A 21,062-nucleotide genomic window follows, 5' to 3' on the forward strand; every position below is an offset into this window, starting at 1 on the left:
CTCTCTCAAACAGCGCCGAGAACGAGACCGCTGGTGGGTACTGCTGTTCCGGCTGTGACCAATACGTTTTCGACGCCCTCGGGCTGGTTGGTCGACGTGCCTCGCACCAGTCGCACACCTTCGGCAATTCCGTTGACACCGTGCAGGTACGCCTCGCCGACCTGACCACCGTGAGTGTTGGACGGCAGGCGTCCACCGATCTCGAGGTTGCCTTCGCGGATGAAGTCCTTGGCTTCGCCTGGCTTGCAGAAGCCCAGTTCTTCGAGCTGCGGAAGCACCAACGGGGTGAAGTGGTCGTACAGGATCGCGGCGTTGATGTCATCAGGGGTCAGGCCGCTCTGGCCGTACAACTGACGAGCAACCAGGCCCATCTCCGGGATACCCGAGATGTCAGGACGGTAGTAGCTGGTCATCATGTGCTGATCCTTGCTACTGCCCTGAGCGGCGCCCTTGATGACGACGGGCTTGTTGGCCAGATCCTTTGCGCGCTCGGCAGAGACGATGACCAATGCCTGGCCACCGTCGGTTTCCTGGCAGCAGTCGAGCAGGTGCAGCGGCTCGGCGATCCAGCGCGAGTTCTGATGGTCCTCGAGCGTGATCGGACGCTCGTAGAACCAAGCAGCCGGGTTGTTGGCGGCATGCTTGCGCGCCACCACTGCAACTCGTCCGAAGTCCTCACTCGTCGCACCGTACTGGTGCATGTAGCGGCGGGCGAACATGGCGACCCACTGAGCGGGAGTCGACAATCCCTGCGGAGTCATCCACGCATATGCCGCGCGATCCGCGGTGCTGTCCATGGGGCGATCGTGCTGCCCTAGGCCGTAGCGCACACCGGAGCGCTCGTTGAAGGCGCGGTAACAAACCACGACGTCGGCAACACCCGTCGCAACTGCCATGGCCGCCTGCTGCACGGTGGCACACGCGGCGCCGCCTCCGTAGTGAATGCGCGAGAAGAACTTGAGCTCACCGAGGCCGCAGTTGCGAGCCACGATCGCTTCGCCGTTCGTCTCCGACGTGTAGGTGGACAGACCGTCGACCTCGGACGGATCGATACCGGCGTCAGCGAGTGCCGCGACGATGGCCTCACACGCCAACTGCAGTTCGGTGCGGCCGGAGTTCTTGGAGAACTCGGTGGATCCGATGCCGACGATGGCGGCGGCTCCCGAGAGTGGGCTGATCGCCATCAGGGCCTCTCCTCTTCCTTGAAAGCGACTGCGACGGTGCCGGATGCATGGTTGCCGAGGCTGTTTGCACCCTGCACCTTGACTACGACCACTCCGTCTTCCTTGGACACGACCTCACCGGTCATCGTCATGGTGTCACCCGGGTAGTTGGGCGCCCCGAGACGAATGGCGATGCGGCGCAGGGTCGATGCAGATCCGGCCCAGTCCGTGACGTATCGACCGACAAGACCGTTGCTCGTGAGGATGTTCATGAAGACATCCTTCGAGCCACGCTCCTGGGCCAGGCTCGGATCGTGGTGCACGTCCTGAAAATCGCGAGTGGCGATTGCCGTGGCGACGATCAACGTGCGGGTCAGCGGGATCGCCAACTCGGGCAATGCCTCTCCGACAACGACGTCTGCGTAACTGCGACCGGCAAGTACGGTCATGCGAGCACCTCCACACCGGATGCGAGCTGCGCACCCAGACGCGCTAGATCGGAGCTGGAACCACCGAGGGTGGCAGCAATCTGCTTGCCCCACAACAGGTGACGGTGAACCGGGTAGTCGGTGTCGACGCCCATGCCGCCGTGAACATGCGTGGTGCGATGCACGACGCGCTGTCCGCCGTCGGTAGCCCACCACTTGGCGACCAGTACCGAGGTGCCGAGATCCAGTCCCTCGGAGATGCGCCAGGCGGCCTGCCACAGTGTCACGCGCATCGCTTCGAGATCGATGTAGCAGTCAGCGAGTTGATGATTGACGGCCTGGAAGGTCGCCAGCGGACGGCCGAACTGCTTGCGGCCGTTCAGGTACGTGACGGCCTGCGCGACTGCACCCGAGCCGACGCCCCATTGGATTGCGGCCAATGCCAGCTGAACGCGGTCGATCAGCCACGGAACCGTGGTGCCGTCAGCCGCACCGATCAGCTGCGCGGGGGCACCGGCAAAGGTGACATTGGCACAGATCTCCCAACTGGTGGACTGCGTCTGTTCGAGCGTCACTCCCTCGGCACTCAGGTCGACCAGCAGCAGTGCCGTACCAGTGGAAGCGGTTGCCGAAACGAGAGCAAGGTTCGCGACGTGAGTCATCGGCACTACTGCCTTCTCACCCGTCAGAGTCCAATTGCCGTCGGCGTCCTGCTCAGCCGTGGTCAGTGGGTCGCCGCCAGTGTACGGACCGAACTCTTCGAGACCGACGGCCAGGAATCGACTGCCGTCGGCAACTCCCGGAAGGAGTTCGGCGCGAAGGGAATCAGAGCCGAATTCGTTGACAGCCAATGCTGCAAGGGTCGTTTCCCAGATCGGCACGGCCGCAACGTGACGTCCCTGCTGTTCGAGCAATGCGTACAGCTCGGACAAGCCGAGGCCACCGCCGCCGAACTCCTCCGGCAGGGCGATACCGAGCAGGCCGGTGCTCGCGAGTTCGCGCCACAGTTCACGGTCGACGCGCTCAGCGGAGAGTTCGATCTCCTTGGTGCGCTCGATCGTTGCCTTGCTGGTGAAGACCTCGTCGGCCAGTGCGCGAATTGCTTCCTGCTCTTCGCTGAAATTGAAGTCCATCAGTGCTCCTCGCGTACGGCCGGCCGGAACGCGGGAAGCGTCAGATCCGGGTCGGCGTCGATCCAGTCAAGTTCCACGGGCATGTCGACCACGACATCTTCGGGCGCGATACCCACCATGTTGGCGATCAATCGGGTTCCCTCTTCGAGTTCGATTACCGCAACGATGAGCGGGTAGTCGAACGCGTCGATCTTGGGGTGGTGATTGACCACGAAGCTGTACACCGTGCCACGACCCGACGCGTCGATCGTGTCCCACTCGAGTGACCGGCACTCCCCGCACATCGGGCCGGTGGGATGACGCAGCGTCTTGCAGGACGTGCAGCGCTGGATCACCAGACGGCGCTCCTTGGCTGCTTCGAACCAGAAAGCGTTGTCCGCGTTGAGAGCCGGACGCGGACGCAATGCGCGCGGAGCCTCCGGAGCCTTGGCTTCCTGAGGCTTGAACCGCAGCGTCCGCCACCGCTGCGTGCCGACAACTTCGTCGTCGCCGTTGCGGTACGTCTTGAGCGTCGTCACGAAGTGCCCAACGCCGAGGCCGGTCTTCTTCTCCGGGGAAATCGACTCGATGACCTCGGTGTAGTTCACGCGATCGCCTGGGCGCAGTTCGGCGAAGAACTCCTGATCGGAATCGGTTGCCACGACGGAGCTGTAGCCGGCTGCGTCGAGGGTGGCGATCAGATCGGTCCACACCTGCGACGGGTCGTTGCCCGCCATCTTGTCGGTGAACGTCCGCATGATCCAGACCTGAAGCATCTGAGCGGGAGCGACGACGCCGTCACGGCCGGTGGCGCGGGCAGCTTCGTCGTCGAGGTAGACGGGGTTGGTATCGCCCATGGTCTCGGCCCAATGCCGGATCATGGGGATGTTGACCTCGTCTGGCCCCCAGGTGGTGGGAACAAGCGTCTGGCCTACAAAAGCGTCGAGTTGCGCCGAAATGTCGCTCACTTGACCCTCTTTTCGCGAACGAGTCCCAAGCCGATGGTGCCGACCATGTCACGCAGAACTTCGTTGACGCCGCCGCCGAAGGTGTTCACGACACCCTGACGCGAGATCTGCTCGATCTGACCGGCAAGCAGAGCGCCCGGAGACTCGGGGCGGATGCGACCGGCGGAGCCGAGAATTCCGAGCAGGGTGCGGTAGACGTCGACGTGAGTCTCGGTCCCGTACGTCTTGGTGGCACCGGCGTCGGCTCCGGAGAGCGTGTCCTGTGCGACGGCTGCCGTCATCTTCCAATTCAGCAGTCGCATGGCCTCGAGCTTGGCGTGTGTGCGAGCGAAGTCCTGTTGCACCCACGGGATGTTGATGGCGCCGTTTTCCTTGGCCCAGTCCAGGACCAGGTTCCACAGACCGTACGTGCGACCACCGATGGCCGCCAGGCCGATTCGCTCGTGGTTGAGCTGAGCCGTGATGAGCTGCCAGCCGCCGTTGACCTCGCCCACAACGTCCTTCGACGGAACTCGAATGCCGGAGTAGTACGTGGACGTCACCATCAAACCGCCGACGGTGTTGATCGGTGACCACTCGAAGCCTGCATCCTCGGTGGGGACGATCAGGATCGAGATTCCCTTGTGCTTGGGGGCATCCGCGTCGGTGCGGCAGGCCAGCCACACGTAGTCGGCAGTGTTGGCGCCACTGGTGAAGATCTTGTTGCCGTCGACGATCCACTCGTCACCGTCGAGAACCGCACGAGTCTTGAGTGACGCGAGGTCGGTGCCGGCCTCGGGCTCGGTGTACCCGATTGCGAAGACGATGTCGCCGGCCAGGATGCCGGGCAGGAAACGTTCCTTCTGTTCTTCGGTGCCGTACTTCATCAACGTCGGTCCGACGGTATTGACCGTCACGAAGGGGAACGGCAGACCTGCGCGCTGAACCTCGTCGAAGAACACGAACTGCTCTTCGATGGAGCGTCCCTGGCCACCGAATTCCTTGGGCCAGCCGATACCGAGCCAACCGTCCTTGCCCAGCAACTTCACGATCTCGCGGAAGTACTCGCCACCCACACCTTGCTCGCCGGCCGCGCGACGCTTCTCTTCCGGCAGCAGCGCCGCGAAGTACGCGCGCAACTCCTTGCGGAGCTCCTGCTGCTCGGGCGATTCCCTCAGATCCATCGCTGTTTCTCCTATGGCATTCATGGCTGGCAACTCTTGGCCTGGACGCTAACCAGATGCCCAGGTGGGCGCTGTGAGTGTCTCGATGAGCGGGAAGCCGAAACATGAGCGGCGTCACATAGGGTGAGATATGCGCATGGACTCCTCGGATTTCGTCGCTCTCACCGACTTGGCCGCCAGGTACGCACAGGCCGTCGACCGCCGAAACACCACTGCACTTGCGGCTCTCTTCACTGACGACGTGGCATTCGTCTTGCCGCCGGCACTGAACGGAACGGGTGCGCCGACGGAGATACGTGGGAATTCCGTCGTCAGCAGTTCGGTGGTCGATGCCGTCTCACATCTGCACTCGACCCGGCACATCGTCGAGCAGCAGATCCTCGACCTCGACGGCCCCACCACTGCGCACGGTGAGGCCTACTGCTCCGCCCACCACATCTATCCGCGGGGCGAGGGCCACCGGGACAACCGGATCGAGATTCGTTACCAGGACAGCTTCGAAAAGATCGACGGCACCTGGCTGTTCTCGCGTCGCGAACTGGTAGTCGATTTTGCCGAGGACGTTCCGGTCATCCTGCTCGGACAATAGGTACATGAAAAAATCGCGGTGATTCTGTATCTCCTCACGGGAGGTTTACCGGGCTAGCGTTCAGCAACTGTCACGCCATCTCGGCGTGCGTTCGGCTATGTCTTGGAGATTCACATGTCACGCTCGCGCACCAGAAGATTCCTCGCTGCCTTCGCAGTGGCCGCCGTCGCAGTCGGAACCGTAGCCGCGTGCTCGAGCGACAACTCCTCCGACGAGAACGCACCTCTTCGCATCGTCGCTTCTTCGGTTCCGCACGCCGAGATCCTGAAGTTCGTCGAAGAAAAGGGCCTGCTCGGTGACACCAAGATCGAGGTCAGCGAGATCACCGGCGATCTCGACGCCAACGAGGTGCTCGAAGCCGGAGACACCGACGCCAACTTCTTCCAGCACGTGCCGTACCAGGAATCGTGGTCGAAGGAAAAGGGTGTCGACGACCTGGTCGCCGTGGCGAAAGTCCACGTCGAGCCGCTCGGTGCATATTCCAAGAAGGTCACCAACGTGGCCGACCTGCGCCAGGGCGCAACGGTCGCTTTGTCCAACAACGTGACGAACTTCGCCCGTGGGCTGTACCTGCTGCAGCAGGCCGGTTTGATCAAGCTCGATCAGCAGTTGGGCGCCCCCGGCACCGACATCACGCAGATCAGCGAGAAGAACATCATCGACAACCCCAAGGGACTCACGTTCACCCAGGTCGATCCCCCGCAGTTGCCGCGCACGCTCGACGACGGAAATGTCGATCTCGCAATCATCAACGGCAACTACGCAATCGAAGGTGGCCTCAACCCGGCCAAGGACGCCCTGGTGCTCGAGAAGGCCGAGGGCAACCCGTACGCCAATGTCCTGACCGTACGCACCTCGCTCGAAAACGATGCGCGAGTACAGAAGTTGGCCGAGGCATTGACGTCCGCCGACGTCGCGACGTTCATCGAGCAGACCTATCAGGGCTCGGTCATTCCGGCCAGCGCTACCTGATCGAGACCCGTCATGGTCTTCTCGATCGAATCGGTCTCCAAGGAATACCGCAGCGGCACAAAGGTTCTGCATGCACTCGATTCTGTATCCCTGAAAATCGAAGACGGCGAAATCTTCGGCATCATCGGCAAGAGCGGCGCCGGCAAGTCGACTTTGCTGCGCTGCCTCAACCTGCTCGAACGCCCGACCAGTGGCCGGATTCTGTTGGGCGACACCGATCTGACCGCGTTGAGCCCAGCGCAACTGCGCGACACACGCAAGCGGATCGGTGTCGTGTTCCAGCATTTCAACCTGCTGCATTCCCGTTCGGTCGCCGCCAACATCGCCTTCCCTCTCGAAGTGGCGGGATACTCGCGGGCAGATCGACGTGCCCGCGTCGACGAGCTGATCGAGTTGGTGGGCTTGGAAGACCGACGTGACGCCTTCCCCTCGCAACTGTCCGGCGGCCAGAAACAACGCGTCGGCATCGCGAGAGCCTTGGCGGCTTCACCCGACGTCCTCCTGTGCGACGAGGCCACGAGCGCCCTCGACTCGGACACAACCGATTCGATCCTCGACCTGCTCGCCGATCTCAATCGACGACTCGGTGTGACCATTGTTCTGATCACCCACGAGCTCAACGTGGTTCGACGGATCTGCCATCGCGCTGCGCTGATCGATCAGGGCCGCATCGTCGACGAGGGAACGCTCACCGAACTGGTCGCAGACCCGGACTCACCCCTCGGAGAGGCGCTACTGCCGACCGGAACGGTACGAACGTCCACGACCGGAATTCCGGCGCTCCTCACCTTTGTCGATTCACTGTCCACCTCACCCGTGATTTCCCAACTCTCACGAGATCTCGACGTCGACGTCACCGTGATCTCCGGCGGTGTCGAGGACATCGGATCCCATCAGGTCGGTCGCCTTCGCGTGGAGTTCGCCTCGCACACGGGACTCGTCAGCAACGAAGAGACAAGAAAGTCTGTCGAAGAACATCTTTCGCAGCGCGGAGTGAAGGTGACGTTCTCATGAACAAGACGTCCTGGCAGGATTCCCTGGGCGAAGCATGGGAAGCCCTACTCGACACGCTCTACATGGTCGGTGTCTCGTTCGTGCTCACCGTGATCATCGGTATCGCTCTCGGTGTTCTGTTGCACGCGAGCGCGCCCGACGGAATCCGTCCCAACCGCGTCCTCAATTCGGTTCTGGGCACCGTGGTGAACGTCGGCCGTTCGCTGCCGTTCGTCATCTTGTTGGTGCTCCTCATCCCGGCAACGAGGGCGATCGTCGGAACAGCGCTCGGCGCCACGGCAGCGATCGTCCCGCTGACCATCGGTTCGGTGCCCTTCTTTGCGCGCGTCGTCGAGAACGCCTTGCGTGAAGTCGATTCCGGACGCGTCGAGGCAGCGCGGTCCATGGGCGCCACCGACAAAGACATCATCACCAAGGTGCTACTGCCCGAATCCGTTCCGGGATTGGTAGCAGGAGCAACCCTGACGGCGGTGATGCTGATCGGCTTCTCGGCCATGGCAGGTGCCATCGGCGCCGGTGGACTCGGCGACTTCGCAATCAAGTACGGCTACCAACGATTCAACACACCGGTGCTGTTCGTCGCAGTCGTGATCTTGATCGTGCTGGTGCAGGCAATCCAGTCGACCGGCGATCTCGTGGTTCGTTCAATGGCGCACAAGCGGTAACTGATCAGCTCGAGACCATCGCGATCGCTGTTCGCAGTCCGCGCCGCTTACCCGTCTGCGGATCGACGCCGAACACTTCCTTGATTCCGCCTCGGATGCGGAACTTCAACTCCGAGTGCGTCTCCGGAGCGTCGTCCTGGGAAGCCGAGAGAAACCTGTTGGGCAGCGACAACTTCCAGATGGTGCGCAGAGTCAATCCGTACTGCTTCCACAGCGGCCCGGTCGTGTACGGGAGGTCGTACTTGTCACACAGGTCGCGCAACGGCACCGCGATTTCCGAGTACCGATTGCTCGGCAGATCCGGGAAGCAGTGATGCTCGATCTGGTAGCAGAGGTTGCCGCTCATGAAGGCCATGACGGGACCGGCATGAAAGTTGGCAGAGCCCAGCATCTGTCGTAGGTACCACTGAGCACGCGATTCGTTCTCGAATTCCTCGAGCGTGAACTTCTCGGCACCGTCGGGAAAGTGCCCGCAGAAGATGACGGCGTAACTCCAGTAGTTTCGGATGAGGTTCGCAACGACGTTCGCCGTCAACGTGGTCTTCCACGCCGGGCCGGTCAGGGCGGGGAACAGGATGTAATCCTTCGCCACCTGACGCGCGATCTTCTTTCCGACGTCCTTGGCCATCTCCGATTTCTCGGACCACTTCACCTCGCCTTTGCGAAGCTTGTCGGTCTCGAGGTGATGCAGTGCGACGCCCCACTCGAAGAGGGTCGCCAGCACGAAATTCGTGATCGGTTGGAAGAGATAGTCGGCGTGCCAGTTCTGATCGCGCGTGACGCGCATGATGCCGTAGCCGACATCGTTGTCGAGGCCGACGATGTTGGTGAACTTGTGATGGGTGAAGTTGTGCGAGTGCTTCCATCCCGAGGACGGGCAGGTGTTGTCCCACTCCCAGTTGCTCGAGTGAATCTCGGGATCGTTCATCCAGTCCCACTGGCCGTGGATGATGTTGTGACCGAGTTCCATGTTCTCGATGATCTTGCCGACCCCCAGGAGCGCAGTCCCCAGAATCCAGGCAGGCTTCTTCTTGCTGGCGAACAAGACGATGCGGCCGGCCACCATCAGAGAGCGCTGAAACGCGATCGTCCGCTGGATGTATCGAGCATCGTGCGCGCCGCGCTTCTCTTCGATGTCGAGCCGAATGGCATCCAGCTCGCGCCCGAGTGCCTCGACGTCTTCCTCGGTGAGATGGGCATATTCCTTGATGTCGGTGATCGCCACAGTGTTTCTCCGTATCGGTTTTCTCCGTGCCGCAGGACTGGTCCGTCGGGCGGTACCCCTGGGAGCCGGTGCGGAAACGTCAGCCCCGATATTCATGTGCGTCTTCGTGCAATCTATGCCAGAGTCGATACACGTGAGCCCCGAAAACAAGATCACCATCCGCACCGCTACCGAGAGTGACTGGCCGGCTCTCCAACTACTCGACTCGGTGGGGTTCGGTTTTCACCCGTCTCCCGCGGTCAGCGAACTGACGAAGGCGCTCTACAAGCCCGAGGACATCATCCTCGCCGTCGACGGTGACCTACCCGTCGGCGTGGCCATCGAAATCGACATGGAATTCACCGTGCCCGGCGGACGCCAACTCCCCACGCGCGGAATCACCTGGGTATCCGTCGCCCCGACTCACCGTCGTCGTGGCGTCCTACGCTCGATGTTCACTGCGCTTCATGCCCACATCGAGTCGACCGGAGCACCGCTTGCCGCCCTGACGGCCAGCGAGGCCGGCATCTACAACCGCTTCGGATACGGCCCGGCCACCTTCAGCGAAGGCGTCACCCTCGATCGCCGCTTCGCACGATTCCGCCCCGAGGTGCCCGACAACGGTGGCGTGTCCATCGTCGACATCAAAGCTGCCTCGACGCTTCTTCCCGAGATCTACGACCGCTGGCGACTGCAGACACCCGGCGCTCAGGTCCGTCCGCAACCACTCTGGGACCACATGTTCGCCGACCCGTCCGAGGATCGTGACGGCGCCTCCGGACTGTTCTTTCTGACACACGCGGACGGATACATCGCTTACCGGCACACGAGCGAGGGCCGCGACAGCATCGCCCGGATCGACGAGTTCGTGACGATCACCGAAGATGCGCACGCGGCGCTGTGGCGCACGATCTGCGGCCTCGACCTCGTCACCCGGATCGAGACACGCCAGCATCCTGCCGATCCACTCCGGCTGATGCTCACGGACTACCGCCTTGCCCGGACGACGACGCGCTCCGATCGACTGTGGCTGCGCATCATGGACGTTCCCGCGGCTCTCGAGGCTCGTGAATATGCTGCTGACCTGGACACAGTCATCAAGGTCGAAGATCCGTTCCTGAAGGCCGGCGGAACCTTCGCACTTCAGGTCAAGGACGGCAAGGCCACCTGTACGGCCACTGACGCGGTGCCTGCGATCACGATGCCCTCTGATGTCCTGAGCAGCTTGTACCTGGGCGAGCACCAGGCCAAGACCTTCGCGGCGGCGCACCGACTCCACGCGTCCGATCCGCAGGAGATCGTGAATTTCGACTTCGCTTTCAACGCGCAGAAGCCCGCAATTCTCGGGTACGGATTCTGATGATCTTGCCGACACGGGCATCGACGATTTGTGCCCTCGGTCGTATTCAGGGTTAGCCTCGAACAATGGCGTTTGTCGAAAAGATGGTCAATAGGCTTCCTGAGCGGGTTCTCGTGCGCGTCCTGCCGCACGCAGAAATGCTCAAGTTCCTGGTGGTCGGCGGCATCGCCTTCATCGTCACCACGGTGCTGTTCTTCGGCATCAAGTGGACGGTTCTGCCTCAGCACCCGGTGACGGCCAACATCCTTGCGGTCCTGATCGCGACGGTTCTGTCCTACGTCCTCAACCGCGAATGGTCGTTTGCGCAGCGCGGTGGTCGACAGCGCCATCACGAGGCCGCTCTGTTCTTCATCGTCGCGGGTATCGGTTTGGCCATCAACCAGGTACCACTCTGGACCTCCCGGTACGTGTTCCATCTGCGTCAACCCGAGGTGTCGGTGTTGATGGAAAACTTCGCGGACTTCATCAGCGGATCGATCATCGGGACCCTGCTGGCGACGGCCTTCCGCTGGTGGGCCATGCGTCGGTACGTCTTCCCCGAAGAAGCCACCGACAGCCAGGTCGTTCTCGACATCGAAGCGACTCCCGGCACCAAGACGCCGACAACCGACGCCACCGCCCTCGACTGACTCCCGGATCGACGCACCCGATCGCTCGCGCTTCGATCAGAGTTCGTCGATTGCGATCAACCCGTCCTGCAGCGCCCGCGCAAGCAGTGCCATCTTTGTCGGCGCGATGCTCCTGAACGGGCTGGCCCATCCCTGATCATCATCGGCGACAAGCACTCCAGCCTGCAGTTTTCCCGCTCTGCACAACACGGTCACGACACAGTGATCACTGGTGCGTAGCCTCCGATTTCCAATTGGATTCGGAGGACCCATGGCTACTTGCAAAACTCGAGTTCTTGCGCTGTCGGCGGCAGGACTCATGCTCGTACTCGGCGCATGCAGCAAGGCCGAGTCGGCGAAAACGCCGACCGACCTCGACGTGACATCAGCGTCCGCCGGACACTACTCACTGGTCTGGGAACACGGCGGCTCGGAAAAGGTGCGTGTATTCGCCGCCACCGACCCGAAAAACCCAGCCGCAGAAGGAAAGGAAATTGGCACGGTCGACGGCTTCTCCACTGAGGTCGACGGCCTCGACCCACTGTCACGCTGGTACTTCGAGGTCATAGACGAGGACGGCACTTCCACCATCGCGTCAACCCGCCACGTGACGCTGCAGGGCGCAGCCAACGTGCGTGATGTCGGCGGATACGAGACAGCCGACGGCCGATCAGTCAAGTGGGGCCTGGTTTTTCGTGGCGACCGCTTGAGCGATCTGACTGCTGACGATCAACAAACGATCGAGAACGCAGGCATCCGGACCGTTGTCGATTTCCGAGGTGACAGCGAGATCGCAAAGGACGGAGCAGACAAGGTTCCCGCGAACGTGAAAGTGGTCAACACGGCAGTCCTGGATGCCGGCACTCAGGCTCTTGCCACAGCGATTACGAGTGCCCTGAAATCTGGTGACCCTGCAATCGTGGAGCAGGTGCTCGGGGGCGGTGAAGCCGTCCGGATCAGCGACACCGGCGCCGTCGACCAACTGTCCAAGCCTGACGGAATGACTGGGTATTCCCAAGCCCTACGGACCATCGCCGATTCCGAGTCCGCAGTCGCTTACCACTGCACGGCAGGCAAAGACCGCACTGGACTGATGACAGCTCTACTTCTCGGCATTCTGGGTGTTCCTGACAAGACCATCGTCGACGACTTCGTCCTGTCGAACACCTACAACAAAGCCAAGAACGAACAGACCTACACGTTTCTGTCTTCGAAAGGAATCGATGTCGATCTGTTGAAACCGTTGATGGAGCAGCGTCCCAGCCAGATTCAGCCAGTACTCGACAAGATTCGCGACCAGTTCGGTGGGTGGGAGAAGTTTTCGCAGGACGTGCTGAAACTTGACGCCGACACGATCGCAAAGCTCCGGAGCAAATTGCTGACCAAGCAATAACTGATCGACGTTCCGACAGCAATGACCGGCAGCCGCTCCGATGGCTGCCGGTCACGCCCGCACTCCTAGTTACTCAGCCCCAGCCGCTTCGAGCATTCGGCCATTTCGTCGATGATCAGTTCCAGCGACGTGCCACGACGACTGGCGGACAGCACGATTCGATCGGCTCCCAACCCGCGTGCCCACTCGAGTTTCGCTTCGTCGAGCCTGGGCAGTGTCGCACCGAGTACCAGCGATACGTCGGCAGGATCTCGATCTGCCTTCACCGCAGCCGCTTTCATCGCCGCTACAGCCTTGTCGAGATCTTCACCGGCCAGTCCCAGCGGCTGGAAACCGTCACCCAACCGGCCTGCTCGCCGAGCAGCAGCGAGACTGTGTCCACCGATGTAGAGCGGAACTCCGGATTCGCGGTGCGGCTTCGGCCAGCTGTATGCACCCTTGAACGAGAAGTAATCGCCGTCGAAATCGACCGCTTCCTTGCCCGCCCAGAGTGAGCGCATCACCGCGATGGCCTCATCGGCTACCTTGCCGCGGCGCTCGAAGTCACCGCCGCACGCCTCGATCTCTTCCTTCATCCACCCCAGGCCGAGGCAGATGCGCAATCGCCCACCGGAAAGGCGATCGAGCGTCGCCAATCGTTTGGCGAGCACTACCGGATTGTGATTGGGCAGCACCAGAACTCCAGTGGACAAGCCCAAAGTGGTTGTGGCACCCGCCACGAACGAAAGCAGTTCGAGCGGATCCGGGATGTCGCAGTCATCGGGAAGATGCGATTTGCCGGTCGGAGAATAGGGGTACTCGCTCTCGGTGTCGGCGATGACCACCGAGTGCTCCACTGCCGAGATCTCGTCGAAACCCAGCGACTCGGCCGCACGGGCGAATTGCAGAATCCAATCAGGGTCTCCGCTTCGACCCAGTTCGACCGGAACGACCACGCCGAGCTTCATACCGTTTCCTCCAGTGTCGCCATCAATTTCGGACCATCCACGACGCGACCGAGGTACCGGTCCGCATCGGGATCTGTTGCAAGCCACACCGCCGCTGCAGCGGGTACGGATGCCGGTGTGGCCGCAAATCCGGCTTCCACGATTGCGTCCGCGCCACCACGGGCTTTCCCTGATTCCGTGATGACAAATCCCGGACTCAGGTTGAACGCTTTGATTCCGGCGTCTCGGTACTCGGAGTTGATCGCTCCGGCAATACGTCCGAACGACGCCTTCGACGCGGCGTACGACAGACCCCAACCACCCTCGCCGGGAGGCGCAGGCGGATCCATGGTCGCCGAGCCCGATGCCAGATTGACCACTACGCCGTTGCCGCTCTTGATCATCGACGGGAGTATCACCTGGACCAGAGCGAGTTGGTGCAGATAATTCCCGATCGCCATCGCCTGAGCGTCGTCGATCTCGATGTCGAGCACCCGGTCCATGTTTCCGACCGTCTGCGCATAGGCGTTGTTCACCAGCACGTCGACACGTCCCCACTCGGCCAGCACCCGTTCACCGGCGCCGCGGACGGATGCCAGATCGAGCAGGTTCATCGGAACGGCCAATGCGCGCACACCGAAGGACTCGATCTCGGCAACCGTCGTCTCCAGGCTGCCGGGCACCGGAATCACTTGCTCGCCTTGCCTCGTTCGCGGGGCTGCCCGCCCCTCTCCTTCACGAACGGTGCGAGCAGTGATTGCAACGTCGAATCCGGCGCGCGCGAATGCCAGCGCGCACTCTCGGCCGATCCCCCGGGAAGCGCCGGTCACCAGCGCAACTCCACTCACAGGAACCGCGTGCGGCCGTGAGTCTCGAACTCCTTCTCCAGGTTCACCACGTCAGCTTCGGTCATCAACGTGTATTCGGGAGTGCCTCGGCCCACCCAGTGGAACACTGGTTCGTCGGTCCGCCAGCGATCGGCTTGAAGTTCACGTTTGAGTACCTTGTTGGAGCCCGTGACGGGCAGATCGGTCGAAACGCGAACAAATCGTGGCGCTGCCTTGGTACCCAGATCCGCCTGCGCGGCAAGGTAGTCGGCGAACTCGACCGGATCGAAATCGGCGAGATCGGCGACCTCGATCGCAGCCATGACCTGATCACCCGAACGCGGATCCGGCACCGCGAAGACACCCGTGGCGATCACCTTGGGGTGCCGACGCAGGATGTGCTCGATCATCAGGGCCGAAGTGTTCTCACCGTCGACCCGGATCCAGTCGCCCTTGCGTCCCGCGAAGTAGATGAAGCCGGCCTCGTCGACGTAGCCGAGATCGCCTGTCCAGTACCAACCGTGGCGAATCTTCTCGGCGATCGCGTCTTCGTTCTTGTAGTACCCCTCGAACTTCTTCGATCCGGCCTTGTCGACCATCTCGCCGATGGATTCGTCGGGGTTCAGCACGTGACCGTGCTCGTCGAGAATTGCGCGGGGTCGCTCTTCGCGCGTATCGGGATCGACGATGACGATGTTCTCGCTCGCGGGACGGCCCAGCGCTGCGGCAGGTTGGTTCGGATCGAGCACTACTGAACCGGCACCTTCACTCGAACCGTATCCCTCGAAAAGTTGTGCACCGAAACGACGGATGAACTCTGCCTTGTCCCCCGGCGACGCCTCGGTCCCGAAGCCGTGGGTGAGGGTGTTCTCGATGTCGTCGGGCAGTTCCGGCGTCGCCATGAGATACCCCAAGGCCTTACCGACGTAGGTAAAATATGTTGCGCCGTAGAACCGAACGTCCGGCATGAATCCCGAGGCCGTGAACTTACGAACGAGGCAGACTGTAGCTCCCTGCGAAAGGGCCGGCGCCCACAGAGCCATCAACGCGTTGCCGTGGAAGAGCGGCATGCAGCAGTAGCAGACGTCGTCGCGGTCGATGTCGTACTTGGCGCAGTTCGCGTAGGCCAACCGCGTCAGACGCCCCTGGCTGCACCGCACTGCCTTGGACATTCCGGTGGTGCCCGAGGTGAAGAGAAGCAAGAACAGCGTCGACGCGTCGACACCGAGGTCGATCTGAGGCGACTCGACGTGATGTGCTGCAATCTTGTCCGGGTACGACGCGTCGTCGACGAGGACGAAACGATCTTCGGTCAGCCCGAGGTCCAGGCCGGCAAGCTTCTCGTAGCCTGCTTTGTCGGTGACGATCAGCTGGCAGTCGACGTACCGGACCTCAGCCTCGAGTTCAGCTCCACGCCTGGTCGGATTGATGCCGACGATCGTGGCCCCGGTCAGGGCCGCGCCGCCGAGCCAGAACAGGAACTCCGGATCGTTCTCGAGAAGTACTCCGATGTGAAACGGTCCGGGCGCGCGAAGCGACTTCGCCAGCGAGCCGCGCGCTGCGCTCTCGCGCACCACCTCGTCCCAGCTCCAGTCCTGCGTCCGCGTCCGCAGGCCCAGGTGCTGATCACCGAGACGGTCGATCAACATCTGCGCGACGTCCTCGCGCTGAGGAGCTGCAAGAGCTGCATTCGAAGATGCTTCGGTGGCGGTGTTCGTCATCGTGTCCTGTGTCCTAGTCGATATCGGAATGTCGATTACTCCAACTGCGATACGACTCGAACGTATCGACGCCTCAGAGCCGGAACGGTCCCAGTCTCGCTCAGTGGTAACCGCCGCCACAGATATGATTTTCTCGTGAGATTTTGTGACGTGAAAAGCGCCACAATACGAAAGGCCATTCCATGACTGCCCCCGCAGATCCGCAGTTGCTTCTGGACCAGGCGGTCTCACGCCTCACCGGTCCAGGTGGGCCATTCGAGATCGTCGAAGAAGAGGTTCTCGGCACCGTCATGCCTGTGATGAAGAACCGCGGTCACGCCATCGGTGAACTGATCTCGGCATCTCGCGCCTGGGGCGACGGCGACTATCTCGTCACCAGCGATCGTCGAATCTCGTTCACCGAGCATGCCGATTCCGTTGCCGCGCTGGCAACTGCTCTGCGGGACAAGTACGGAGTCCGCAAGGGCGACCGTGTGGGCATCCTCGCTGCCAACACTCCCGAATGGGTCATGACGTTCTTCGCGACGCAGGCGCTCGGCGCGATCGCTGTCGGTCTCAACGGTTGGTGGGTTCCGCGCGAGGTCACCCACGGGATCGAGCTCTCACGTCCGAAGGTTCTGGTCGTGGACGCCAAGCGCGGCGCCGCCCTCCCCGAACTGCCGGCAGACATCACGGTCCTCACCATGGAAGAGGATCTGCCCGCGCTCATCGCGGAATATGCAGGCTCCGACGTGCCGAGCACCGACATCGACGAGGACGACCCTGCCGTCATCTTGTTCACCAGTGGTACCAGCGGCCGCCCCAAGGGCGCACTCCATTCGCACCGCAACGTGATGGCCGTCGTCGACTACCACAAGTACAGCGACGCGATCGGCGCCGCATTCACCGGCCGTGAGTACGACGCTTCCAAGCCGAGCCCACTGCGTTATCTACTCACCTCCCCGCTCTTCCACATCGCCAGCCTGCACAATCTGGTGGTTCCCCGTCTCGCGACGGGCAGTGCCGTCATCCTGACCGAGGGCGGCTTCGACGTCGACAAGGTGCTCGGGTTGGTCGAACGCGAGCGTGTCACCAACTGGGGTGCTGTCCCCACGATGGCATCGCGGCTACTCGAGCACGGCAACATCGCCAAGTACGACGTCTCTTCGTTGACTGCATTCTCGCTGGCATCCGCGCCGTCGTCGCCCGCGTTCAAAGAACGCCTCAAGGAGCAGGTGCCGTTCGCACGCAATGCTCTGGTCGACAGCTACGGCCTCACCGAATGCAGCACCGCCATTGCGGTCGCCGTCGGCGCCGAACTCGAAGAGTTCCCAGGCACTCTCGGGCGTCCGATCATCACCGTCTCGATGGAGATTCGCGATCCCTTCGGCGAATGGCTGCCGGACGGCATCGAAGGTGAAGTGTGCGTACGCAGCCCCTTCGTCATGCTCGGATACTGGGAGAACGACGAGGCGACCGAGTCGGCAATTGCCCCCGGACGCTGGCTCCGCACCGGCGATTTCGGCGTAATCGAGAACGGGCGTCTCCGTCTCACCGGTCGTCGTTCCGACCTGATCCTGCGTGGCGGCGAGAACGTCTACCCCACCGAGATCGAGCAGACGCTCGACGAACACCCCGACGTGATCGAGTGCGCTGTCATCGGCATGCCGCACCCCGACCTCGGCCAGGAAGTGTCCGCCGTGGTTGTCCTGCGTCCCGGAGCCGCCACAACGGAGGCGGAGCTGCGTGATTACGCTGCCGAGCGACTGTCCTATTTCAAGGTGCCGTCGAAGTGGCGCATCACCAGCGATCTGCTGCCTCGCAATGCAACCGGCAAGATGGTTCGGCGCGAGATCACCGTATGACCGCGGAGCTGTCACGGATCGTCGCCGAGTCGGCGATCCGTGACCTGCTCTGCGAGTACACGCATCTGATCGATCAGGGCCGATTGCGTGAAGTCGCTGCATTGTTCGCCTCGTCCGACTACGGGCAGTGCGGGCCGGACGGGGTTGCCACCACGCTCATTTCGTCCGACGCCGACGCAGTGTTCGCAGCCTGCAGCGGCTTCATTCGAATGTACGGTGATCCGCCGGTTCCACGAACCAAACATCTGCTGACCAACACGCGAATCGTAGTCGACGGTGAATCAGCGACGGCACTCTCGTACGTCACGGTCATCCAAGGTACCGAAGATCTTGCCCTGCAACCCATTCTGGCGGGGCGCTACTTCGATCGCTTCACCTGCGTCGACGGGTCGTGGCAGTTCAGCTCGAGACTCTTCTGTCTGGACAACATGGGCGAGATGTCCGCGCATGCCAAGCGGGCACTGTAGAGGAACGACGACTGTGGAAATCGGCGTCAACATCTTGGGCCTCGAGGCCCTGTTCGACGGCAAGATTCGCCCGGTTCTGGACTTCGCCGCGCGTGCTGACCGTGCCGGGATCGATCTGATCTGCACCGGCGATCATCTCGGGTTCAATGCCGAAGCACACGCTCAGCGGGTAGCCGAACACAACTTCCTGTTCCCGTTGGATCACCCTTGGTACGAACCGATTTCACTTCTTTCCTCCATCGCCGCGGTGACCGAACGCGCTCGCCTCGGAGTATCGGTTCTGATCGCCACTGTTCGCCCAGCCGCTCTGCTCGCCAAACAGGTTGCAACTCTCGACTCATTGTCCGAAGGTCGAGCCGTCATGGGTTTCGGCGTCGGTTGGCAAGAAGCCGAATACACCGCTACCAACATGCCTTTCGACGCGCGATTCGGGCGCATGGAGGAGGCTGTCGCAGCGTGTCGCGAACTGTGGACCAATGCACCGGCCACCTTCCAGGGACGCGACTTCGCTTTCGAGAACTACCACAGCCTCCCGCTGCCGATCCAACCCCGAATACCGGTGCTCTTCGGTTTCGGACCAAGCCGGCGGAACTTCGACCGCATCGCACGCGTCGCCGACGGTTGGACCGTGAACCCGACCGACCTGGGAACGTTCACCGACAGTGTCACATTGCTGCGCAACACGTTCGAAGCCCACGACCGCGAGCCGGATACCGCACGTGTGCAAGTGTCTGCGGCGCCGGTTCGGCGCGACAATCGGTCCGTCGACCGCTCGGCAACCGCTGACAAGGTCCTGGACTGGTCCGACCGCGGCGCGTCTGCCGTGGTGCTTCGGCCTGCCGTATTCGATTGCGCTGCCGAAGAACTACCGGAATTACTCGACTGGATAACCAGCATCAAGGAGGCATGACATGGACCGGGCACTGCAGGATCTCATCGACAAGCAGGCAATTCGTGAGGTGGTTCTGACGTACTGCCGCGGCATCGATCGCCTCGACTTCGATCTCGTCCGCAGCGCCTACCACCCGGACGCGATCGACCATCACACCGGATTCGACGGCACCATCGACGAGTACATCGCCTGGGCCACAACAAAACTCTCCGCGATCGGCGGCACGATGCACCACATCGGCAACCACCTGGTCGAACTGCACGGCGACCACGCGATCAGCGAGGCATATTCGATGTCCACACACTGGGGCGGGCCCGAAGACATCGGAATGATCAACTTCACCAGTGGTGCGCGGTTCATCGACCACATGGAGCGGCGCGACGGCCGTTGGGCGATCAAGGAGAGATGGGCCGTACGCGAGTGGACTCGCTCGGACGAGGGCCGCTTCGTCAACCCCGAAGGGCCTGGTCCGCGTGGGCGTCGAGATGCCTCGGATCCGCTCACCGCACTACGAAGGTCCCTTGAATAACTTGGGGTTCAGTCTTCGAGGTCGAATTCAACTCGCGCTCTCGCGAACAACATGCGGATATCCTTCCCGAACGTGACTGCTGCCGTTCCCAATGCATTGACCGCTGCGGTCAACGGGTCCGATTCGATCGCGTCGAAAATCGCATTGAGAGCGTAGGACGGGACATGAATATTCCCGTGATCGAACGGATTGGACTCCGGTTGCGGCGAATGGTCCACTATCTCGATCTTGACTTCCAACTCCACATTCTCGGTCCCCGCACCGAATTCCTCCTCGTGTAGGTGCTCGAATGCCGCTGTGCGATTTCCGAAGGGTTCCGGAAGTTGTTGTCCCACATGCATAGCGTTGAGGGCCGGACGAACCCAATCCCTGTCGGCTAATCCCGCATGCTCATACGCCTGCACAGCGGCCCAAAACGCGAGTCGACGAAGAGTCGCGACGTTCATGCGGACGACCGCTTCGACAAGTGGTCGGTCCATACGAGCTAGATCTTTGCCGGACTGGAATCGTTCGAGTTCAGGCATCGGATCTCCTCCCCACTCCTGCCGCTCTCGTTCAGCAGCTTCGGCGCGGAGGTCACTGATTTGCACAACCCTGGACGGCTCGCCGTTCTCGCCGTAAATCGTTATCCATTTCGACTCGATGTCCCGTTGTGGACGAGGAATCGGTTCAGGTATCGGTTCGTCCACAGGAACGCCATATCCCGGCATGTCCCACTGCAGCGATGGCCGCACCTCGTCACCACCTGCAGGCCACATACGCACCCGCCAAACATCTCCGGGTTCCGTCGATCCGGGCCAGCCGTAGTTTACAAAACCGCGGCCGGCAATCTCGACCAGATATGACCCCTCGGGTACATCACAGACAATGAACTCCCCACCCGGAGGTGAATCAAAGCTGATTGACCCCTGCGGACCAACCGTCAGAAACGACTCACTGACCTGCTGCCATTTCTCGCGATCGGATGTGGGTCGGGAGGACCAGACTTCGACCGTTGTATGCATGTTGAAGTTGTTCTGGTGCGGGCTCAGGACAATCACAACTGTGCCGTCACTGTACGCAGGGCGCGAAGCCATCGCGAGTTCGAGCAGGTCCGTTTCCCTCCCGAAACCGTCATCGTCGCCGTATAAGTAAAACTGTCCATAGTCCATGAAGAGCACAAGCGACTGTTCACTGAGTTTCACCGCGTTGTCTGCCACAAGCCGATACTTACACAG

General features: G+C 61.8%; 22 protein-coding genes. 11 read left to right on the top strand and 11 right to left on the bottom strand.

The window, feature by feature from the left end; all coding sequences use genetic code 11:
- Positions 1 to 5: 5 nt before the first annotated feature.
- Genes RHP72_RS24420 through RHP72_RS24440 form a run of 5 tightly spaced genes read right to left on the bottom strand, consistent with a single transcriptional unit; the run spans position 6 to position 4,834 of the window.
- Entirely contained in the window at positions 6 to 1,184 is a 1,179-nt protein-coding gene (locus tag RHP72_RS24420; protein ID WP_003940050.1) for a lipid-transfer protein, read from the bottom strand.
- Entirely contained in the window at positions 1,184 to 1,612 is a 429-nt protein-coding gene (locus RHP72_RS24425; protein WP_003940399.1) for a MaoC family dehydratase, read from the bottom strand. The genes RHP72_RS24420 and RHP72_RS24425 overlap by 1 nt, the downstream gene beginning before the upstream one ends.
- Positions 1,609 to 2,724 (bottom strand): acyl-CoA dehydrogenase family protein, encoded by a 1,116-nt coding sequence (locus RHP72_RS24430; protein WP_311093931.1) that lies wholly within the window; start codon positions 2,722 to 2,724, stop codon positions 1,609 to 1,611. Before RHP72_RS24430 ends, RHP72_RS24425 begins: the two co-directional genes overlap by 4 nt.
- A complete protein-coding gene (locus RHP72_RS24435) occupies positions 2,724 to 3,671 on the bottom strand; it encodes a MaoC family dehydratase N-terminal domain-containing protein (RefSeq protein ID WP_311093932.1) in 948 nt (315 codons plus the stop codon). Before RHP72_RS24435 ends, RHP72_RS24430 begins: the two co-directional genes overlap by 1 nt.
- Complete coding sequence (locus tag RHP72_RS24440; protein WP_020970792.1) at positions 3,668 to 4,834, bottom strand: acyl-CoA dehydrogenase family protein; 1,167 nt, start codon at positions 4,832 to 4,834, stop codon at positions 3,668 to 3,670. The genes RHP72_RS24435 and RHP72_RS24440 overlap by 4 nt, the downstream gene beginning before the upstream one ends.
- 130 nt (positions 4,835 to 4,964) lie before the next feature.
- On the opposite strand from RHP72_RS24440, the gene RHP72_RS24445 reads away from it, so the two are divergent.
- From RHP72_RS24445 to RHP72_RS24460, 4 genes are all read left to right on the top strand, one after another.
- Complete coding sequence (locus RHP72_RS24445; protein ID WP_234551297.1) at positions 4,965 to 5,423, top strand: nuclear transport factor 2 family protein; 459 nt, start codon at positions 4,965 to 4,967, stop codon at positions 5,421 to 5,423.
- Positions 5,424 to 5,537: 114 nt separating this feature from the next.
- On the top strand, positions 5,538 to 6,395 hold the full coding sequence (locus RHP72_RS24450; RefSeq protein ID WP_003940478.1) for a MetQ/NlpA family ABC transporter substrate-binding protein: 858 nt from the start codon (positions 5,538 to 5,540) through the stop codon (positions 6,393 to 6,395).
- Between the two features lie 12 nt (positions 6,396 to 6,407).
- The gene (locus RHP72_RS24455; protein ID WP_166502637.1) at positions 6,408 to 7,409 is read left to right on the top strand and encodes a methionine ABC transporter ATP-binding protein; all 1,002 of its coding nucleotides are present in this window, start codon (positions 6,408 to 6,410) and stop codon (positions 7,407 to 7,409) included.
- Complete coding sequence (locus RHP72_RS24460) at positions 7,406 to 8,074, top strand: methionine ABC transporter permease (RefSeq protein WP_042448389.1); 669 nt, start codon at positions 7,406 to 7,408, stop codon at positions 8,072 to 8,074. The genes RHP72_RS24455 and RHP72_RS24460 overlap by 4 nt, the downstream gene beginning before the upstream one ends.
- A 4-nt stretch (positions 8,075 to 8,078) precedes the next feature.
- On the opposite strand, the gene RHP72_RS24465 is transcribed toward RHP72_RS24460, so the two are convergent.
- Entirely contained in the window at positions 8,079 to 9,299 is a 1,221-nt protein-coding gene (locus tag RHP72_RS24465; protein ID WP_311093933.1) for a fatty acid desaturase, read from the bottom strand.
- Between the two features lie 133 nt (positions 9,300 to 9,432).
- Here RHP72_RS24465 and RHP72_RS24470 point away from each other — a divergent pair, with 133 nt between their 5' ends.
- Together RHP72_RS24470 and RHP72_RS24475 are read left to right on the top strand one after the other, a co-directional pair.
- Positions 9,433 to 10,638 (top strand): enhanced intracellular survival protein Eis, encoded by a 1,206-nt coding sequence (locus tag RHP72_RS24470; protein WP_397517598.1) that lies wholly within the window; start codon positions 9,433 to 9,435, stop codon positions 10,636 to 10,638.
- Between the two features lie 65 nt (positions 10,639 to 10,703).
- Positions 10,704 to 11,267, top strand: a complete 564-nt coding sequence (locus RHP72_RS24475; RefSeq protein ID WP_003939753.1) for a GtrA family protein — start codon at positions 10,704 to 10,706, stop codon at positions 11,265 to 11,267.
- Between the two features lie 36 nt (positions 11,268 to 11,303).
- On the opposite strand, the gene RHP72_RS24480 is transcribed toward RHP72_RS24475, so the two are convergent.
- Positions 11,304 to 11,462, bottom strand: a complete 159-nt coding sequence (locus tag RHP72_RS24480) for a hypothetical protein (RefSeq protein ID WP_223304510.1) — start codon at positions 11,460 to 11,462, stop codon at positions 11,304 to 11,306.
- Between the two features lie 55 nt (positions 11,463 to 11,517).
- Between RHP72_RS24480 and RHP72_RS24485 the strand changes: the two genes are divergently transcribed.
- The gene (locus tag RHP72_RS24485) at positions 11,518 to 12,639 is read left to right on the top strand and encodes a tyrosine-protein phosphatase (protein WP_082845730.1); all 1,122 of its coding nucleotides are present in this window, start codon (positions 11,518 to 11,520) and stop codon (positions 12,637 to 12,639) included.
- 65 nt (positions 12,640 to 12,704) lie between these two features.
- Here the strand turns inward: RHP72_RS24485 and RHP72_RS24490 are convergent, their stop codons facing one another.
- The 3 genes from RHP72_RS24490 to RHP72_RS24500 are packed head-to-tail and all read right to left on the bottom strand — an operon-like array spanning position 12,705 to position 16,041.
- Positions 12,705 to 13,586 carry an LLM class F420-dependent oxidoreductase gene (locus RHP72_RS24490; protein WP_030536995.1) on the bottom strand — a complete coding sequence of 294 codons (882 nt, stop codon included), beginning with the start codon at positions 13,584 to 13,586 and terminating at the stop codon, positions 12,705 to 12,707.
- On the bottom strand, positions 13,583 to 14,413 hold the full coding sequence (locus RHP72_RS24495) for an SDR family NAD(P)-dependent oxidoreductase (protein ID WP_217017843.1): 831 nt from the start codon (positions 14,411 to 14,413) through the stop codon (positions 13,583 to 13,585). Before RHP72_RS24495 ends, RHP72_RS24490 begins: the two co-directional genes overlap by 4 nt.
- Positions 14,410 to 16,041, bottom strand: coding sequence for an AMP-binding protein (locus RHP72_RS24500; protein ID WP_397517617.1), 1,632 nt, complete (start codon positions 16,039 to 16,041; stop codon positions 14,410 to 14,412). The genes RHP72_RS24495 and RHP72_RS24500 overlap by 4 nt, the downstream gene beginning before the upstream one ends.
- Positions 16,042 to 16,295: 254 nt before the next feature.
- On the opposite strand from RHP72_RS24500, the gene RHP72_RS24505 reads away from it, so the two are divergent.
- Genes RHP72_RS24505 through RHP72_RS24520 form a run of 4 tightly spaced genes read left to right on the top strand, consistent with a single transcriptional unit; the run spans position 16,296 to position 19,845 of the window.
- A complete protein-coding gene (locus RHP72_RS24505) occupies positions 16,296 to 17,957 on the top strand; it encodes a class I adenylate-forming enzyme family protein (RefSeq protein WP_007732670.1) in 1,662 nt (553 codons plus the stop codon).
- Positions 17,954 to 18,424 (top strand): nuclear transport factor 2 family protein, encoded by a 471-nt coding sequence (locus RHP72_RS24510; protein WP_311093936.1) that lies wholly within the window; start codon positions 17,954 to 17,956, stop codon positions 18,422 to 18,424. The genes RHP72_RS24505 and RHP72_RS24510 overlap by 4 nt, the downstream gene beginning before the upstream one ends.
- A 13-nt stretch (positions 18,425 to 18,437) precedes the next feature.
- Positions 18,438 to 19,334 (top strand): TIGR03619 family F420-dependent LLM class oxidoreductase, encoded by an 897-nt coding sequence (locus RHP72_RS24515; RefSeq protein WP_311093937.1) that lies wholly within the window; start codon positions 18,438 to 18,440, stop codon positions 19,332 to 19,334.
- 1 nt (position 19,335) lies between these two features.
- Complete coding sequence (locus RHP72_RS24520) at positions 19,336 to 19,845, top strand: nuclear transport factor 2 family protein (RefSeq protein WP_054187458.1); 510 nt, start codon at positions 19,336 to 19,338, stop codon at positions 19,843 to 19,845.
- Between the two features lie 8 nt (positions 19,846 to 19,853).
- Here RHP72_RS24520 and RHP72_RS24525 read toward each other — a convergent pair whose 3' ends face one another.
- Positions 19,854 to 21,044: a hypothetical protein gene (locus RHP72_RS24525; RefSeq protein ID WP_311093938.1), complete on the bottom strand. Its 1,191-nt coding sequence runs from the start codon at positions 21,042 to 21,044 to the stop codon at positions 19,854 to 19,856.
- Between the last annotated feature and the right edge of the window lie 18 nt (positions 21,045 to 21,062).

Origin of the sequence: Rhodococcus sp. SG20037 (assembly GCF_031763325.1) — a bacterium.
Lineage (GTDB): Bacteria > Actinomycetota > Actinomycetes > Mycobacteriales > Mycobacteriaceae > Rhodococcus_F > Rhodococcus_F qingshengii.

Excerpts from the sequence above, each read along its gene's own strand:
- RHP72_RS24420 (WP_003940050.1), bottom strand. The coding sequence starts at position 1,184 with ATGGCGATCAGCCCACTCTCGGGAGCCGCCGCCATCGTCGGCATCGGA.
- RHP72_RS24425 (WP_003940399.1), bottom strand. The coding sequence starts at position 1,612 with ATGACCGTACTTGCCGGTCGCAGTTACGCAGACGTCGTTGTCGGAGAG.
- RHP72_RS24430 (WP_311093931.1), bottom strand. The coding sequence starts at position 2,724 with ATGGACTTCAATTTCAGCGAAGAGCAGGAAGCAATTCGCGCACTGGCC.
- RHP72_RS24440 (WP_020970792.1), bottom strand. The coding sequence starts at position 4,834 with ATGGATCTGAGGGAATCGCCCGAGCAGCAGGAGCTCCGCAAGGAGTTG.
- RHP72_RS24445 (WP_234551297.1), top strand. The coding sequence starts at position 4,965 with ATGCGCATGGACTCCTCGGATTTCGTCGCTCTCACCGACTTGGCCGCC.
- RHP72_RS24450 (WP_003940478.1), top strand. The coding sequence starts at position 5,538 with ATGTCACGCTCGCGCACCAGAAGATTCCTCGCTGCCTTCGCAGTGGCC.
- RHP72_RS24455 (WP_166502637.1), top strand. The coding sequence starts at position 6,408 with ATGGTCTTCTCGATCGAATCGGTCTCCAAGGAATACCGCAGCGGCACA.
- RHP72_RS24460 (WP_042448389.1), top strand. The coding sequence starts at position 7,406 with ATGAACAAGACGTCCTGGCAGGATTCCCTGGGCGAAGCATGGGAAGCC.
- RHP72_RS24475 (WP_003939753.1), top strand. The coding sequence starts at position 10,704 with ATGGCGTTTGTCGAAAAGATGGTCAATAGGCTTCCTGAGCGGGTTCTC.
- RHP72_RS24485 (WP_082845730.1), top strand. The coding sequence starts at position 11,518 with ATGGCTACTTGCAAAACTCGAGTTCTTGCGCTGTCGGCGGCAGGACTC.
- RHP72_RS24490 (WP_030536995.1), bottom strand. The coding sequence starts at position 13,586 with ATGAAGCTCGGCGTGGTCGTTCCGGTCGAACTGGGTCGAAGCGGAGAC.
- RHP72_RS24500 (WP_397517617.1), bottom strand. The coding sequence starts at position 16,041 with ATGTTGATCGACCGTCTCGGTGATCAGCACCTGGGCCTGCGGACGCGG.
- RHP72_RS24505 (WP_007732670.1), top strand. The coding sequence starts at position 16,296 with ATGACTGCCCCCGCAGATCCGCAGTTGCTTCTGGACCAGGCGGTCTCA.
- RHP72_RS24510 (WP_311093936.1), top strand. The coding sequence starts at position 17,954 with ATGACCGCGGAGCTGTCACGGATCGTCGCCGAGTCGGCGATCCGTGAC.
- RHP72_RS24520 (WP_054187458.1), top strand. The coding sequence starts at position 19,336 with ATGGACCGGGCACTGCAGGATCTCATCGACAAGCAGGCAATTCGTGAG.